Source organism: Hafnia psychrotolerans, from assembly GCF_014639435.1.
Classification (GTDB): domain Bacteria; phylum Pseudomonadota; class Gammaproteobacteria; order Enterobacterales; family Enterobacteriaceae; genus Ewingella; species Ewingella psychrotolerans.
On the sequence record NZ_BMFZ01000006.1, the window covers coordinates 294,008 to 310,569 of the forward strand.

At 49.8% G+C, this 16,562-nt stretch carries 19 protein-coding genes; 1 reads left to right on the forward strand and 18 read right to left on the reverse strand.

The genetic code is table 11. The features are described 5' to 3' along the window. Nucleotides 1–18 precede the first annotated feature (18 nt). From IEV89_RS13195 to IEV89_RS13275, 17 genes are all read right to left on the reverse strand, one after another. Complete coding sequence (locus tag IEV89_RS13195; protein WP_188473973.1) at nucleotides 19–3,402, reverse strand: tape measure protein; 3,384 nt, start codon at nucleotides 3,400–3,402, stop codon at nucleotides 19–21. 97 nt (nucleotides 3,403–3,499) lie between these two features. Then, on the reverse strand, nucleotides 3,500–3,826 hold the full coding sequence (locus IEV89_RS13200; RefSeq protein WP_188473974.1) for a hypothetical protein: 327 nt from the start codon (nucleotides 3,824–3,826) through the stop codon (nucleotides 3,500–3,502). Nucleotides 3,827–3,914: 88 nt separating this feature from the next. After that, entirely contained in the window at nucleotides 3,915–4,589 is a 675-nt protein-coding gene (locus IEV89_RS13205; protein ID WP_188473975.1) for a DUF6246 family protein, read from the reverse strand. 53 nt (nucleotides 4,590–4,642) lie between these two features. Further along, nucleotides 4,643–5,383, reverse strand: coding sequence for an Ig-like domain-containing protein (locus IEV89_RS13210; protein ID WP_188473976.1), 741 nt, complete (start codon nucleotides 5,381–5,383; stop codon nucleotides 4,643–4,645). A 66-nt stretch (nucleotides 5,384–5,449) separates the two neighbouring features. Next, the gene (locus tag IEV89_RS13215; RefSeq protein WP_229746470.1) at nucleotides 5,450–5,833 is read right to left on the reverse strand and encodes a phage tail termination protein; all 384 of its coding nucleotides are present in this window, start codon (nucleotides 5,831–5,833) and stop codon (nucleotides 5,450–5,452) included. After that, nucleotides 5,830–6,255, reverse strand: coding sequence for an HK97 gp10 family phage protein (locus IEV89_RS13220; protein ID WP_188473977.1), 426 nt, complete (start codon nucleotides 6,253–6,255; stop codon nucleotides 5,830–5,832). The genes IEV89_RS13215 and IEV89_RS13220 overlap by 4 nt, the downstream gene beginning before the upstream one ends. A gap of 1 nt (nucleotide 6,256) precedes the next feature. Further along, nucleotides 6,257–6,604, reverse strand: a complete 348-nt coding sequence (locus tag IEV89_RS13225; RefSeq protein ID WP_188473978.1) for a hypothetical protein — start codon at nucleotides 6,602–6,604, stop codon at nucleotides 6,257–6,259. Between the two features lie 97 nt (nucleotides 6,605–6,701). After that, entirely contained in the window at nucleotides 6,702–7,082 is a 381-nt protein-coding gene (locus IEV89_RS13230; RefSeq protein WP_120131245.1) for a DUF7370 family protein, read from the reverse strand. Between the two features lie 2 nt (nucleotides 7,083–7,084). Next, the gene (locus IEV89_RS13235; protein WP_188473979.1) at nucleotides 7,085–7,432 is read right to left on the reverse strand and encodes a hypothetical protein; all 348 of its coding nucleotides are present in this window, start codon (nucleotides 7,430–7,432) and stop codon (nucleotides 7,085–7,087) included. A 9-nt stretch (nucleotides 7,433–7,441) separates the two neighbouring features. Then, nucleotides 7,442–8,518 carry a major capsid protein gene (locus IEV89_RS13240; protein WP_188473980.1) on the reverse strand — a complete coding sequence of 359 codons (1,077 nt, stop codon included), beginning with the start codon at nucleotides 8,516–8,518 and terminating at the stop codon, nucleotides 7,442–7,444. Between the two features lie 10 nt (nucleotides 8,519–8,528). Next, nucleotides 8,529–8,969, reverse strand: a complete 441-nt coding sequence (locus tag IEV89_RS13245) for a cupredoxin domain-containing protein (protein ID WP_188473981.1) — start codon at nucleotides 8,967–8,969, stop codon at nucleotides 8,529–8,531. Nucleotides 8,970–8,972: 3 nt separating this feature from the next. Next, nucleotides 8,973–10,160 carry a DUF2213 domain-containing protein gene (locus tag IEV89_RS13250; RefSeq protein WP_188473982.1) on the reverse strand — a complete coding sequence of 396 codons (1,188 nt, stop codon included), beginning with the start codon at nucleotides 10,158–10,160 and terminating at the stop codon, nucleotides 8,973–8,975. Nucleotides 10,161–10,235: 75 nt separating this feature from the next. After that, nucleotides 10,236–10,439: a hypothetical protein gene (locus IEV89_RS13255; protein WP_188473983.1), complete on the reverse strand. Its 204-nt coding sequence runs from the start codon at nucleotides 10,437–10,439 to the stop codon at nucleotides 10,236–10,238. Nucleotides 10,440–10,492: 53 nt separating this feature from the next. Next, nucleotides 10,493–11,461, reverse strand: a complete 969-nt coding sequence (locus IEV89_RS13260) for a phage minor head protein (protein WP_229746471.1) — start codon at nucleotides 11,459–11,461, stop codon at nucleotides 10,493–10,495. Further along, nucleotides 11,412–12,869, reverse strand: coding sequence for an anti-CBASS protein Acb1 family protein (locus tag IEV89_RS13265; RefSeq protein WP_188473984.1), 1,458 nt, complete (start codon nucleotides 12,867–12,869; stop codon nucleotides 11,412–11,414). Before IEV89_RS13265 ends, IEV89_RS13260 begins: the two co-directional genes overlap by 50 nt. A gap of 10 nt (nucleotides 12,870–12,879) precedes the next feature. Continuing rightward, on the reverse strand, nucleotides 12,880–14,352 hold the full coding sequence (locus tag IEV89_RS13270) for a terminase (RefSeq protein ID WP_188473985.1): 1,473 nt from the start codon (nucleotides 14,350–14,352) through the stop codon (nucleotides 12,880–12,882). Beyond that, the gene (locus IEV89_RS13275) at nucleotides 14,352–14,954 is read right to left on the reverse strand and encodes a hypothetical protein (RefSeq protein ID WP_188473986.1); all 603 of its coding nucleotides are present in this window, start codon (nucleotides 14,952–14,954) and stop codon (nucleotides 14,352–14,354) included. Before IEV89_RS13275 ends, IEV89_RS13270 begins: the two co-directional genes overlap by 1 nt. A 70-nt stretch (nucleotides 14,955–15,024) precedes the next feature. Between IEV89_RS13275 and IEV89_RS13280 the strand changes: the two genes are divergently transcribed. Further along, nucleotides 15,025–15,360, forward strand: coding sequence for a hypothetical protein (locus tag IEV89_RS13280; RefSeq protein ID WP_188473987.1), 336 nt, complete (start codon nucleotides 15,025–15,027; stop codon nucleotides 15,358–15,360). A gap of 24 nt (nucleotides 15,361–15,384) precedes the next feature. Here IEV89_RS13280 and IEV89_RS13285 read toward each other — a convergent pair whose 3' ends face one another. Then, complete coding sequence (locus tag IEV89_RS13285) at nucleotides 15,385–15,942, reverse strand: hypothetical protein (RefSeq protein WP_188473988.1); 558 nt, start codon at nucleotides 15,940–15,942, stop codon at nucleotides 15,385–15,387. Nucleotides 15,943–16,562 lie beyond the last annotated feature (620 nt).

Here is a 16,562-nt window from a genome sequence, read left to right on the forward strand (position 1 = left end):
ACCGCCCTCAAGAGTAGATTACTTTCTAGGTTGAATCATCCCTTTTGGCCTGCTGGTTTGGTCTTTGATAATGAGAAGAGTGTCTGTCTTCCACGCTTGCCTCAACTGCTTAATGGTTGCATCGTCAAGTCCATTGGTTGTGTTAACAGTAAGGTTCATTACCTGATTTAATGTTGTAGAACCTCCAACCCCTCCCTGCATATCCTTGTTGCTAATTACTGATCCGTTATCGCCGGGGATCATATACTGCTTGCCTGAGCTAGCTTTGTAGATTTCAGGCATACCGCCCTCACCTACCTGGTACATGCTGCCAGCTGATACTGGTCCGCCGTTCTTACGAGCACCGGCAATAGCAAGTCCCTTGGATGCAGCAAGCGCAGTCGTGTATGCCGCTGTACCTACCGTTGTGGCGGAACCAAGAGTGGCTATTGATGCACTGATCGCCGCAGGAGCCCATGCGGCGGCTGCGGCTGTAGCTTGAGCTGTTGTTGCTGCTAAAGCTGCTGTAGCTGCAGCCTGCCCTACAATCATGTTTTTGACGTATTGCAGTCCCATCTCGACAAGACCAGTTACTACGCTATTCAGTATTGTCGTGCCGATGTTAGCCAAAGACTCCTGAAGGCTCTGCGTTCCGTTTAAGAGCCCGGTAATAGCATTCGAAGCACCCCCGGCAAGCGAGTCAATCGCCCCACCCAGCAACTGGTTAGTCTGACTCTGGTTTGACCAAATCTTCCACGCTGCATCTATGCGCGCTTGCTCATATTCAGTATTGGCGGCATTGCGTAGAGCTATGCCTTGCTGCTCGGTGATTGTCTTGTTGGCTTCAAATTGCTGTATTAGTGCCAACTTTTTGGCATTCTCATTCGCAAGTTGCTGGACTGGGTCAACAGAACCTGCAGCCTCTTGCTTTGGTGTTACCACCTGGTCAGCCCGAATTTTTGCAAGGTTTAGCTGATGTTCCTGCTCCATCTTTTCAGATGTGGCATTGAACTGTTCCTGAGTGATTTTTTTGGCAGATAGCGCAGTCTGCAGATCGGATACATCTTGCTTATAACTGGCATTCTCCTTGGTTTCTGGGAGAAGCTTCTCTGCTGCTGCCTGCGCCCTGATAGCGTTGCCAGTGTCCCATTTAGCCGCCGCGTATTGGCCGGCTAGTGAGATATCCTTCTGGGTTGCTGCGCTACCGAGCGATTGCTGAGCTGTGAGAATGGCTTGTTCGCGGCTTAACTCTTTTGTTGAATCGCCCGCAAGTTCTGACTGTTGCTTCAGGTTAGCAAGCTTCTGAGCGATGCTTTCCGCCTGATTCTCGGCTTTCTTACCCTCAGCAGTAGCCGCCTTAGTTGCTTTTGTTCTGGCTGCCTCCGCAGCCTGTAGGTCATAGCGCTTGCCCGCTTCATCTCCAGCAGTGTTTATCTGGTTTTGATTGCCACCACTTGCCGCATTTTCCATTCTGGCTTTGGTTACTGCACGGAGGCGCTTGTCTGTAATTGCTAAGAGGGTATTTTCGGCTTCCAAATCCTTGTTGTAGTCGTCAGCCTTCGCGCTACGCTCAACCATCAGGCTCGTTGCGTTAAATCTCTCTTTAGCTCCCGTTGCCGCATCAATCTTGTTGCCAAGTTCGGTCATGGCACCGGCTGCCACTCTGGCAAGCGTTCCGTTCCTGTCTAGCAAGTCATTTCCGGTCAACAGTGCGCCATTCAGTTTGGCTTGCAGAATCGCTGATGAGTTAACTGTACGTGACCTGTTCTGCTCCATCGTAGTGAGCTTGTCAGTTTCGATAGCAAGGTTTTCAGTAAGGTCAGCAACATCCTGTAGCTTTGACGCTGTTTGGCCGTAAATGCGCATTGAGGTTGTTTGGTTATCGATATCCTTTTTAAGACCAGCAACGACCTCACGTTGATCTTCAATTGCAGAAGTTTGAATCTTCGTTGCCTGAGACGCTTTTGCAATCTCAGCGGCAAGTTGCACATCGCTCATTTCTTTCATCTTGGTGACAACAGATGAAATACTATCAGCGAATGCAAAAGCCGAGTCTCGAGCTTCCTGCGTTCTCTGGAAGAAGTAATAAACGGCGGCCGCTGCAATCATCGCAGCACCTACCGGCCCACCAATTAACGCCAAACCACCTCGTAATGTGGTCATGCCGATACTGGCACTTCTTGCCGCAGCTTCTGCTGTTTTCTGGGCTGCCGCATTGGCGGCGAGCGAGGCATTGTAGGCCTGAGTTGCCGCTGTAGCTTCGATTCTTGCTGCTGAAAGTCGGGTTTCCGCGATGAGTAATTGATCGGCTGTAACTGCCGTCGCTTTCATCCGTAAAGCTCTGTCCAATTCAGCCTGTGAAGCGATTTTAGCCGCCTCGGCGCTTCTTACCGTTGCTGCTGCCTCAAGTGAAGCTGTCTCCGCGGCTTGTAGGTTTGCTACCGACATTTCTCTTGATGCCACTACACTTTTAAATTTCGCAGCAGTTGCTGTTGCTAATGCCCCGACAAATCTACCGCCCATAAGGACGGAAACCACGCCGATTACACTTGCAACAGTGTCCAGATTATCACTGAGAGAGATAACACCTTTATTGAACACGTTAAGCGTGGTGTTGACACTGGATGCTTCACCAACAAATTTAGTAATGTTGTTAGTGGCAACGGTGAATGACTGGCTCATTGTCAGGACGGTATTACCGAACTCTTTAGCAATGACATCACTTTGCTTCAGCAAACCGTTAACCACAACCTCTGTGGTGAGCTTGCCCTGTGCCGCCATACCTCGTAACTGGCCGATAGTCACGCCAAGGGAATCAGCCAGCGCAACCGCCAATCGGCTGCCGTTTTCAGAAATTGAGTTAAATTCTTCGCCACGCAGAACGCCGGATGCCAAAGCCTGGGAGAGTTGAACCATCGTTGAGCTGGCTTCTTCAGTGGTGGCACCCGATACGGTCAGGCCTTTGTTGATTGTTTCTGTCAGTTTTGCGAGATCGGCCGTGCTTGTTCCGGCACTGCGGGTAGCACGCTCAAGGCGTCCGTACAGGGTTGCGGTAGCTAACAGGCTGGATCGGGTATCCTGTGATATATCGAACACACGCTGAGTAACAGTGGCCAGGTCTTCATTAGCCCTGACTGAGTTGACGAGTTTGTTGTTTACCGTCACCCATGCATTGCCATATTCGGCAACCTGCTGGACGGTTATTGCGGCTGCTACGCCTTTAGCGATATTAGTCAGGCTTGACATGGTGCGGGATACGTTTGCCACAGAACGCTCGGTTCTGTTAACGCTTGTCTCAAGCCTACCCATTGTGCCGCCCAGGCCATTAAGAGTCGCATCAACGTCTCGGCGACCAGCAAGCAGCCGCGCAGTGTCTAAATCAACTTCATATATGATGCTACCTGCGTTAACTGAGCCTGACATTTAGCTATCTCCGGGCAATAAAAAACCCCGCCGGAGCGAGGTTATTTATATTCGATTCAAAAATCCCAAAATAGGGTTCGTTTCTAATCCAAGGGGTTTATGACAATGGTTTACTGCACTTAGTTGAATCCAATGCTTGCAGTTGATTTAGCCTAGCTTGAGCTTTTTTCGTAGCTTCTGATTTCGCCATACCATTACCGATACCAAAATCACCCAGAGCCCCAAGCACAGTCCTACCATCAAACTCCCCAGTAATTTCAATTTCTTTCTGAATACTATGAGTTTTAGCGATCTCTTGTTTAACGGCTTGGCAGTCAAATGCCGAAGATTCCTCACCAGTAACCGCAGGCGCTTGTGGATATTGTTTTGTGGCACAGCCCGAAAGAACAAACAGACTGACAGTTATTATTAAAATACTTCTCATTGTTATGTTTCCATTGGTTTCAATAAGAAATATCTTAACACTTGAAATTCTCTTAGCAATTCAAAACGGATTAGCTGCCGATTGAGCGTTACGCCGCTTTAGCTATTCGCCTGGCTTTCTTAGCAAGGTAGTCATCAGCTACCGCTTCATACTCGTCTCGCGTCAGGCCTTTTTGATCTGGGTATTTGGCGGCGAGCATAAGCTGAAATTCCGTCATAGATAACTGTTCAGCTTCTGTACGCGACATGCTGAAGTGATTACGTGCTGCGCTGATGTATTCGAAGGCTCTGAACTCTGTCGTCGCATTGCCCGTCTCATTGCGCTGTAATTGACGCACTTTAGCCTTGCCGATGACGCCGTGCGTAATCAGGGACTGAGCGATGAGGATCATATCGATGGGATGCATCAGCCCCTTACGGTAAACAAACGTCCACTTGCCGGATTTGCCAGGAATAATCTCGCCAACCAGTCGTGTTACATCTCGATCGCAGCAAGCCGTGATGACAGATATGGCAGCCATGATTGCGGGCTTGGATATTTGGTGACTATTGGCGTACTGATAGAGCCATGCGGGGATGGTTCCGTATGCTTCCATAGCGCGCTGAAAGAGTGGGGTTACAGCGTCGTTGTGGAGGTCATAGAAGCCGCGGACAATTTCGTCAGGTTCACCAATGCGAGTCATGTTGGCGAATGACGGGCGGAAGAAATAGTCATCATCACCTGCGGTTATCAGGCACTCGCCAATCTCTTTTATTGGGGTCATGTACGCCTCTCATAATTATTATCGCGGACACTCGAAAATGCCCGCTGTGATAATTACGCAGTGACAGTGATCGCACTGGTACCGGTTTTGGCGCCGTCGGTAGTTGTGAAGGTCATTGTTGCTGTGCCTACCGCCACGCGGGTTACAAGGCCGGTTGAGCTGACCGTGGCCTTCGTAGCATCTGAAGATGTCCATGCGCCGGTTTTAATAGTCGCATCGGCTGGCTGAACGTTAGGCGTGAGCTGGACAGTTGAACCTACCGCGCCAGAACTCGTTGCCGGGGTAATGGTGACGCTCGCGACCGCAACGTCATCGGGAGTGAGCTGAACATCTACGGTATCGGAATCTGCAACCTTGAATTCAGTTGTCAGAGTTACGATGTCGTTACTTCCGCCGTCTGAACTCAACGCGGTGATCACCATATAACCTGCGAAAGTTACAGGGCCATAATCCATAAACACCCAGATGGTCGGCTGGCGACCGGCTTTAACTTCATCGTTATAATACTTAACGAAGTTGCCGACACCGAACTGATCCAACTTGTCACGCTTACGCACCTCACCTTCAAAGCTGATAGTGAAATCCGAGTTGGTCACGATGTTTTCGACATAGCCTTTGGTGTCATCAGCGTCGCTGGTAACAGTGTTTGGGCTAAAGTCGAATCCTTTACTGGTTCCCGCCATAAGCGCCTGGCGCTCGCTTTCGGCTGGAATGGTGTCAGGGCAGCCCAAGGCCACCTCAAGCACAACGGCACGACCGAACAACTTGCTGTTGTCAGTTGAGCAACCTTGCATAATTGATTACCTCTTTTGGGATATAAAAAAGGCCGCCATCAGGCGACCTTTGGGGATTCGTTTTGATTATTCGCCGTAGAGGCAAGCGAACTGGATGCTATAAACGATACGTCTTTCGGTAGAAAGCATTGGCTGAGGGAAGCCGCCAACATTTTCAATGTGCCCGATACAATCATTAGGCATGGGGTTTTCTTGAACGTATGAAACTATTGAGTTTGCCATCTCCTCAGCCTCAGCCTCACGATCAACCACGCCAATGATATCCACGCGGACCATATATTCGGAGCTGAGACCATTACGCACCGGTGATCCACCAGCCGGACGAAATACAACAAATGAATCAGTCTTCGTTCCGGTATCCCTCCAATACCTCAACTGCACCTTTGCGTTGCCAGTTAACCCAGCATCAACAATCAAGTCTCTAACTCTCTCGTACATTAGTGGGATCATAGAGTCATCTCACGTTCAACTGCTGCTCTGACCTCGCCTTCACTATTTTTAGCAGGCCAATACAAGAATTTAGGGTTGGCGTTTGGCCCCCAAATAACACCGCGAGAACCGGGAGCCTGACCTGCGTCAACTGGTCGGTCTGTTTGTGTGTAAAGGTATTTTCCGGGAGCATCATGAACGTAAGCCGCATAGGCTGCCGAATAACCAACCTTCCCCGTTATTCGAGTGCCTCTTAAAACGACGTTGCGAAACTGAGAGTTAACTAACGTTGAAGTATCGCGCGGCACTTCTTTCGCTGATGCTGCACCAATGATGTACAGGGCCGAATAAATCGCTCTCACGCCGCGCTTGGACTGGATGTTATCGATAATTTTATTGAGGTTACGTGAGCACTGCTGAACCCCTTTTACTTTCACGCCCATATCAGACTCCCGTAATGATGGCGTAATCATCAGCCACGCGGTCGAAGGTGTCAGCGTAGCGAATGACCTGCCTGACCTCATCGGCCTTGGCTGCCAGCGGGTCAGACTCCGTGGATGCACCAATAAGAATGTAATCCCCCGCATCAGCGCTGGCGTACTCAGACCAAATTGTGTTTTTCGCTACTATTTCTGCACCCAGACTCGCTAAACGCTTACTCAAGCCGCCTTCGTAATCACAGAGAATTGCCACAGGAGAAGCAAAGCCGAGTGAGTCGCCACCATCACTGATTCCGAGATTCTTCCAGAGCGTCGCGGTTGCTGTGTATGACCAATTTGCAGCTGCGCTCATGACAAATAGTCCTCGTACTGGTCAGGGAATCCCGGACAGTCTGGACACTTTTCGCAACCCGGCTTCTCTTCTTTGTCTTCTTCTTTCGGTTCAGACATCAGCAACCTCCCACAACGTCGAAGAAACCAACCGATGAGCCCACCGTGATCGGCAGAACGCCTGTGCAACCTGACGTATCCAGAGCAGCCAAAGAATCCCTCAACCAAGTAATCGAATCATCACCATACTCAAACGAGCGGCTAGCGCCCGATGGAGCACTCTGAGATTTAATCTTCCTGGCACCGGATGAGGCAGACATTAGCGCGGCGGCATACATCATGATTAGTGTCTGCGTGCAGTCGTCATAGCCTGCCCCATCCAAGCAATCGATAATCGAATTAACTCGGCAGAGGATTGGTGTCAGCAAGGATGAAGGAATGGAGTAGCCCAGCTCGGCGAGAAAGGCTTGAACATCTTCCGGCGTTAGCGGGGCTGCCATGATTACTTATCCTTTTTGATTGCTGCTGCCAGCGCAGCTTCTGCGTCTTCTGCTCGCTTGGTTACCTCAGCGATAGCTTCGGCATGTGCGGCTTCTGCGTCTTCTGCTGCTTTGGTCAGGACGTCAATCTGCTCCTGCAAAGCTTTGGTGTCAGATGAGACAGGAGATGAAGGTGTTGCCACCTCAAACACCAGCTTCTCGCCTTTCTTCTCGGTGGACTTCTCAGCTTTGCCGCTGGCTATCCACTTTTCAGCAACCGCATCATCGACGTCGTATGACTGACCAACCTCCAGCTTCTGGAAGTTGGCACCGGCAAAAAGGTTTGCTGCTAAAACTTTTACGAGTGCCATGGTTTTTCCTTAGCTGGATGCGTGGATGACGGAGAAGTGACCGTTGATGTCTTGCTTAACCATCAGGCCAGCAGCACCCCATGTACGCCACACGTAGTCAGAGTTGTAGAACTGGCGAGGGTCGGCAACAGTACCGAACGCCTGCCCAACGATTGGAGCGATGACACCGGCCTGCAGAGGAACAATCACGATTTCGTTGCCAGTCAGCTCAGCATCTTCTTTGATGGCTGCAATACCGGACAGCTTCGCGATTTCTTCCAGCACTGTACGCAGAGAGTTAATGTCGAAGTACTGCTCCCAGTTAGACATGATGTCGCTGGATACGTACCACGTTTGCTGGCCATATTGCAGGTTTTGCAGCTTCATGACGTCGCGCAAAGCAATGGCTGCCGCACGTATGGCTTTCGGATCGGTACTGGTCGCGAAGTTGAGGACCAGCGTAACCTGAGCAACGCGCTCATCATGACGAATGCCCTTCCACGTCTTGCTGTCGAAGCTGATGTAGTTACCAGCCGCGTCGCGGAAACCTTCCCAAATGTAGTCGACATACTGGCGACGAACATCATCAACAGAACCGGCCTGAGCATCAGCCAATGAAGCCAGCGCAGAGCCTTTATTGAACACCGGATCACGCCAGTTGAACTTGAAGCCGCTGTCGTGGATCGGAACCATCGTGCCGTCGAAGGTGTAGGACTTCGCATCCAGCGCCGCACCAATCTGGCCGGACATGGATGTGTGAGCCCAACCACGGCCACCAGTGCGAGCGTATTCATACACTGACTCTTCCAGGCGAACTGAGCGTGACAGAGGCATCAGGTCGTTTAACAGGGTGAACTCAGTATTGGGCTCAAACTCTTTCAGCACTGTCTGGTCGTATGCTTTGTACAGGCGGCGGATATCATCAACTGCGTTAACAGCGTCCAGCACAGGAGCATTAGCAGCTTCACCACGCACACGAGTTCGTGCGATAAAATCGGCTACTGCCTGCGCACTGGAATTGCGGGCAAACTTAAGCTCGTGAAATTGAGCCATGTTGGCCTCAAGGTTTCCGGTCTCGGTCGCCTTCTTAGTGGAAAATACAAACATTCGCTGCTCCTTACTTGATGACAACGCGCAGGAGCTGGCCTGCTGTCGAAATGGTGTATGACCGGTCTTCTTCTACGTATGCACGGGTATATTCTCCGGCTGCTTTCGCCTTCACTCGACCATTGACGATAGAGAGAGGCTGGCCTTTGGTGTATGTGCCAGCTGCTGCCGGAACGTTGAAGAAAACGCCTGGGGTCGGATGCATCGCTACAACCCAGTCACCCGCCGCAATGGTGTCATCCACCGTTTTGCAGCGCAGGTAGTCGAAGTTAGCGACATACAGGATTGCGTCTTCGTTGCCATCAACTGAGGCGGTGAATTTCTTCGTGGTGTTATCGAAGAAACCAACAGTGCCTGGCTGAGTTGCTGCCGCTGCCGCACCTTCACGATGCAACTGTGGGTTTGCGAAGATGCCACCCGCGTGGATTACGTGCTTTCCATCTTTAGCCATTATTTACTCCGGCATTTCGCTGAAAGGTTGAGAAGAGTTGGTCTGGCGGAATGAACCATTCAGGCCGGTGGATGTGGAGCATTGCGCGAAAAGCTCATTCAGTGGTTCGCCGTCGAGCACATTGACTGCAACATCAGTCATGCCGAACTTGGCTTTGACTGCTGCGCGTTTCTCGCCTTTCTCTTTGTCAGAGTTGGCGGTCAGGCCGGTTTCGATGCTGTTCAGCTTTTCAGCGAAAGGCGCGAACCAAGCCGGAGCCTCTTCGTTGTTTATTGCCGTATCTTTGGCTTTTTTATCAGCATCTTCTTTGTCTTTCTTGGCCTTATCTTCAGCTTCAGCTTTCGCTTTAGCATCTTCAGTAACCATCTGGTTATACGCATCAATCAGCTCAGCCTCGGTCTTTCCTTCGACCTCTTTGCCTTTCGCTTTCAGCGCGTTGGTGATGAGTTCTTTCATCGGTTTTGCTTCCTCTTTGACGGGCTTATTGTTGGCGCTGAAAAACGCCATGAATTGGTTAAAGAACTGCTTTAGAGCAGGGTCTTGCGGGTCAGGGATTTCTGAATCTGAGATGTTTGCAGTCTCAATTTCTTGCTCATCACCTTCGGCGTTTACGAAAATGCCAACGCCCTCTTCAGGAGTTCCAGCGCCTGGCTGGTCGAGCAGAACAGCCACATGGTCAAAATCCATGTTGGTGACGATTTTCTCGTAACGCTTACCTTTGGATTCGCCGTTTGCGGTGATTTCTTTGTGAAGCAGGCCAGTTGATATGTGGACTGGTTCTACGTTCTTGCCAGCAGCCATGTCATCCAGTCGCTGAACGAGACGCTTCCCGTTTTCGCTCCCCTCGGCATAACGCCGGTCAACATACATATCGCCTGAAACCTTGCCGCCATCACGGTTAACGTTCTGCAGCCAGGCACCTACGTGGTAGTCATTAACCGCCTGAACATCCCGCGCAGAAATATGCTTGCCGTTTACCTTCGGATGCCCGAACGGCATAGGGTTGCGCTCAAGCGACTTGTAGCTTTTTTCAATCTCAGCTGCCGGGTATAACTTCCGATTCATAACGATGTCGTCAACGATAGGCGTGACGCCACGAACCACGATGTGTGGCTTGCCGTTGATTGTCTCGGTTGTGATGTTTGAAGCGGAGTTGATGACCGACAGCACGTTTACGCAGATGCGTGACATGCTGTGTCCTCTTTGGTGGATTTCAGGCAATAAAAAAACCCTCATTAAGAGGGCTTTCTATTTCATAATCGTATATTACAATTTGAATATATTTTTAATCACGACGCGAGAGGTTAACTTATTGAAAGATTTGGCTATCTCCAAGCCTTCTTCTTCCATTGACCTTAAGAAATCAATAGAGGTGTTAAGGTTGGGATCGAAATTGAATGCAGATTGTGACTCTACGGTTGGCTTACTTGCGGAATCAAATCCAATAAAAGTAACAATATACTTATCCATATCTATTCCTTGTTAAATTAGAGAAATGATTATCGGCCTTAAGATAAATTTCTTTAATCTGATTTCCGCCAATCCTTACGCTCTTCGGCTAGTCGTTCACTGAGCCCAGCATTAACCACCTGCCCTGTGTCGTTCAGGATGGCAGGTATCTGCGAGCAGTAGCAACGGTATTTGTTGCCTTTCTCAGCATAGAAGACCTCAACCTCCTCGACCGTGTAAACCTTGCCATGACGCGCTGCATGCCATGCCCTCGTTGTAGGCTTGAGTGCGGATAGCCAAAGCAAGCCGGTGTTCAGGCCAAGGTATTCCTTTGCCCATGTTGTTTCCGCCCACTGAGCTTTACGCAGCGCCCCAACCTGTTCAGTTTGAGCGATGTTCTTCGCATCTGACATCGATACATCGAGCCGCTTACTGATTAGGCTGGCCGTTTCCTTCGGATTAACACCGCGCCCGATAGCATCAGAAATAACGTTGGCGAGGTCAGCGCGCGCTTTGTCACTGATGCCTACCCAATCGCTGTACGTGCTGACATATACCGCTGCTATCTGATTCTGGTAGGCCGGTGATGACAGCAACTGGCTGAGCGTTGTCTGTGATGCGTAAACCGGCGATTGAACAGAGAGATTGGTGAAGGCGTTCAATGTGCCGCGCTGGTACTCTTCAGCGACATACGCGAGCGCCCACATGTCCTGACCCAGACCTTCGAGAAGGTGGTCATCAAGAATCACCTGCACACGCTCCAACAAGTCAGCAAGTTGCTGCGCTGTCATGTCGTAGATGTACGTGGCCGCATTCACTTGATAGATGGTATCGCCATGCACTGCGAATGACGCCTGAGCGTTACCCTCTCTAACCCTGCCGGTTAGCCTGGCATCAAGCAGTTGCTTCAGGTCAGTCTTGATGCCGAGATACCGCTCTTCGATATCCCGGTACATCTTGTTTACTGCTCGGTAAGACTGTGTAGGGTCGGCTTTATTGCGCGGTACGATTGGTGTCCCGATTCGGGTCGCTAGTGTCGTCATCTGTCAGCGGATCCTTACCGGTGGGTTTTGCGTTAGGGTCTGGTTCTTTGGGCTCTTTGATGGGTTCAAGCTCACCGGCTGCGCGGATTTCGTTAATCTCTACCGCTGGCGTTCCGTATGCCTGCTGCGTCTTCTGTGCGATATCTGCAAGCTTAGCCATGTTATCGAGCTTCTCGCTGTCGCCAGGGGCAAGCAAGTCAGACCAATCCACAGTGATTTCACTCGTCTTAGGCTGGGCAATGACACCAATATCACACCAACGCTGCACAACAGCGGTAATGAGCCAAGATTGCCAACCATTTCGCCGCTCGTTGCACCTAATCGCCCATGCTGTCTTGTCTTCGGTAGAAGCCAGATTGCCCGTCTGTTTGCCGTAAAGCATATTGAAAGGGCAAAGGATAGTTGATGAGTAACTGTTGGCCGATACCGTCCACGTTGGCGTTGGGTCGGCGGGCGCAACAGACAGCACTGAAGCCTGACCGGCCTGCATAACCAGCGCTGCATCCGTGCCACGGTTCATGCGCACAATCTTGTCGTTAAGCGCATCACCCAGGTCTTTGAATCCAGCATCGGTAGCAGCCTTTTTCAAGGTCGCCATGTCGGTTTCTTTGGAGAACTCAATCCCCAGTTGGCGACTGGCGTTTTTCAGAAATCCTTCAGCGCTACCGCCCTTGGCCTTCTCAATGTCGAGCAGGTCATTGTATCCGGCCTCATTAAGCGGAATGCCAGAGAGCATGTTGTCGTCTTCTGAACCCTCTGCAAGAATGATGACTCGGCTCGGGTGAACAGTGACGCTACGGATATTGCCATAAGTGCCATCATCACCAACTGGCTGCTCATTGAAGGTGTAGTTGACTGGCTGGCCGTATGTGTCTGACAAGGTGTCAATATCGTAATTTCCCGGCTTGATCTGCGATTCCCACGCGGGGATAAGCTTCACTAAAGCAGCTTCACCAAGCCTTTTTACCAGCGCGGTATCTACCGGCTGAGACCAGTCCCGATTGTCTTTAATTTGCAGGATGATCGCCGAGTAATGCCCGACCAAATTGCGCCGGTCTGCATCTTTTATTTTCGACCAATGCTTTTTGAGGAGCTTTGTGACTGTCTTTTCCCACTCGGTCTCTTTCTTCGACTTATCGACAAGTGGGCCTTCGATGATCACCGGCTTGTCTATCCAGCAGGAGTCCAGCGTTTTGTGAACACCTGCATACGCTGATGAGTTGCGGCGATACGCTCGGTAGAGCATGTCGAAGGTTACGGTGTCCGGGTAACCAAACTCATCCCACAACTTGGTGCGCTTGGTGTTCCCGTTAAACTGACCGGCGTATAAAGCACGCTGGCGACCCACCGTGACCTGGTCAGCGAGGGCATTCACGAGGAACTGAACCTCGTTATTGTTATCACTCACTGATTGCTCCTTAGAAGAATACAGCGCCGACTTGTTTGTGGTTGTTCTTGGCTACGGCAAAGTAGCGGAACGCATCAGAGCCGTGAGATGTGTGGTCGTGTAATGGCTTGTCTTTCCAGCAGCCGCGCTTGTCGTCCCATTCCTTTCGGTAGCCTTCCAGATGAGTGATGCCTTCTGCACACTTCTCATCGTCAAAGACACATTTCGGGAGGATTTCACGCACAGATTCTATGCCGGTATCAACGCCGGTTTTCGGTACCACTTTGAACGTCATGGAGTAGAGGTGACCGTCGATTTCGTAGCCTTCGCGAGCCAGCTCTTTGCGAGACTTGGCATCAGAGCCGAATTCACGGTTTTCGATATCGTGTGGTCCCCAGTGGTCGCCGTACTCATAGCCACGGTCTTTAAGCACCTTCATGTAGTGCCGCAAGCCCTCACCTGAGTTTTCGTAGTAGTCGATGACGTGAAACTCTTCCCCAACCTCACGCACGAACCAGATGGCCGTAGAGTCACCCACGCCAATATCCCAGAATGTGTGAACCGGGAGGTGTGAGTTATCAGGCAAGGTGCCGATGCGTTTATTGGTGTAAAGCCAGCGGAACTGCTTGGCGTAATACGCGCCCTCCACTGATTGCTGGAATGCCTCAGACGGGATAGTGGGATATTCCCGCTTCATGTCACCGCCGAGCGTCTTCTCTTTGGCGTAATACCAGGCTTTCTGACGCTCATTAAGATTAACACCCTGCTTGGCTTGCATCTCGTCAAAGTAATCAACCAGACGCTGCGGGATAGCTTCTACAGGGTCGATTGCATACAGCGGATTCTTCCACCAGGAGAAGAAAAAGAACTTCCAGTCGAGCGCGGACAATCTCTTGCCTTGTAACTGTGCTTTCTCTGCTGTCTGGCAGTAATCGAAGAAGTAACCGGCGCGACCTTCAGCTGTGCTTTCGATAGTGGCAAAGCATCCAGTCGATACGGCCTCAAACGCGCCTGTGACAATCTCGCGGGCTTTGTCCGGATACTTAGCACATATCTTGCCGAACTCTGAAACATGCAGGTAACGCAGCGTACCTCCACGGAATGAGGTGCTGACGTAGAGTGAGCCGCCCTTCTTGAATACCAACTCTCCGGCAGAGTCATTGCTAGCAGGGTTAGCGGCTTTAATCTCGTTGGGCAGGTTGTCGTAGGCGTACTTCACCTTTTCGCGAAACAGGCGTTTAGCGTCATTCAACGTGTGGGCGATCAGGGCGCACTTCGCAGATTCGAACAGGGCCGCATCCAACTGAATGATGCAAACCTCAGTCGTGAAACCGAGCTGGCGAGCCTTAAGAATGATGTTGCGTGTGTGGATGCCTTCGAAGTACTCGCGCTGCTCAAGTGTCATCCTGAAGCGTACCGGCTTGCCTTCTTTATCGGTGATCCAATAGAGATTGTTCAGCCGCCAGTCTTTGTCGGCAAGCAGCTTGAAGTGCTCAGGTTTCATTACGCCCCCTGAGACAATGAATCCATCAGGTCAGAAAGCTTACCAACCACATTGTCGGTTTCTGGTCCGCCAATATCGTAAGCCTGACGCTCAAGACCGATGAGATTCTTCAGGGTGTCTGACAAGTCTTTCATCGACTTCACTCGCCCTGGCATGCTGATAACTTTGTGGTAAAGGTCATTCAGCTTATCCATGCCTTTGTCGTCTTCCCTGCGGAGTAACTCACCCAGTTCTTGCAACGCAGCCACATCGGTACATTCAGCCTCAAGCTCAGCAAGCAATGTATTGGCTAGCTTTCTCGCTTTGCCGATATCGCCACGATGAGCCATTCGAACGTTGGCAATAACCTCAGCGCTCGCCTCAATCAGTATCCGCTCGTTGGTAGCCGCTTCAGTGGATACCTTGCTGGATACCTCGCGTTTGGATACCAGCGCTTCGGCCTTGGCTTTTATCTTTGCCTTGAGGTCACGCTCCCATCCATCACGCTTTGCTCGCTTGTTGATAGCCCCGTGAGTGATGCCGTGTTGCGAGGCTATTTCTCGGATAGACATCAAGCCAGCTCGGTATGCCGATTCGATGGCCTCCCAATCTGGTTGGGTCATTCGTTATTCCTTGGTTTATGGAGTTGGATGCGAGATATTACTCATCAAATTAATGGATTGGAGTTTATTTATGGGTGTTTTTGATTGGGAAACAGCACTTAATAAAGATGATTCGCTTTATTTTTATCCACTTAGCCACTCAATTTTGGGTAACTACAAAATCCAGTTTGAACTCAGCGGAAGTTATGACCTGATTGTTTCTGATGCTATTTTTAAAGGCAGCCCTGTCATTCTATTTGAATACATTGATGAAGATGATGACCGCCCTGCTCTTTTAGAAACAATAGAATCTGACTCAACCGTAGAAGCAATAATTGAGCACTTAAACAGCACTGAAAGCATGTATCACGGCCCCATCTATAAAACGGTTTATGAATGGGTCTTGCCGCTTTTCTATGATTTATAGTTATAAAAAACCGCCAGAGGTCGGTTAATTTAGTTTCTTCAGCATCTGACGAATGCCTAACTTGATATTTTCTAGCTCTAATTCCGTTTCGTTCGATGCTCTTTCAACCCTCTCAAAACCCTCACCTCTGCTCATTACTCCCTTGATAACATCGTCGTAAGCGGAGTTACCTTCAGATAATCTGTTTCTAACAGATTTCATATGGACTTCAAATTCTGGGAAGTACAAAAACAACAAGGTTTCCAGCCTGTCATGAACACCTGGTTCTGAAGGATTTTTTTCCATCACATCGTGAAATTGGCTTTCGGTTAATTTTCCTGCAACAACCCTAAGCTGGCAAAGTTGATAATTGATAGTTGACTTGGACCATTTTGAAACGAGTACGTGTAGCTCTTCTCCCTTTTCTCTAAGAATTTTTGCTTTTTCTTTTTCCTTTTCGTAAGTAATTTGCTGGTTCCATCTTTTATCTGCAAATCTATTAGCAAGCAAAGCACCTCCTAACCCGCCGGATAGCCCAGCAAGTGCGGTAATAAGTGCGGCCCATGGAAACTGAGTGACTGCTGCAACCGTTTCTGTAGCCATAAAACCTCCATTATCGACTAGGAGATTTTATCACAAGGTTTCAAATAATTTAGTTTTGTCGTTATCTAGCCCACTCGTAAATGGGCTATGGAAGACCAATAAAAAAACCGCACGAAGGCGGCTTTAGTATGGGTATCTGAAGTACAAGGTCACCCAAGGTATTTGCATATGACCCAGTAGGTTTCACTCTCTGGGAAAATAAATCGTTGAAGAGATGTAACCTCCCATGAGGAAGATTGTTCAATAGTACTACCGTGCTGCAAGTGAAATTTATCACCAATTTTAGGCAAATTTGCCTCGAGCAGTGAGGGGTATTTCTTGGTGCAAATTTCCCCAACCCCTATGCCGATCCCCGGAGCACGACCGTCAATCATAAAAACTAGTTCTACCGACATTTTGACCTCATTTTCGTAAAGTGGGTCCTGATATTAGCGCCATCCATAAGGTACTTCTATGAAATATATGCTTATCGTCTCACAGTATTACTCGATGGTTCTGTAGTCCCTCCTGAATTTAGTCTTACTGCTTGATAGAGTTCTCTGGTTAAAATACAACCATTGGGAGGCTCATCATGAAGAAAGCGCGTTTCACTGAAACTCAGATCCTGCGAGTTCTAAAAG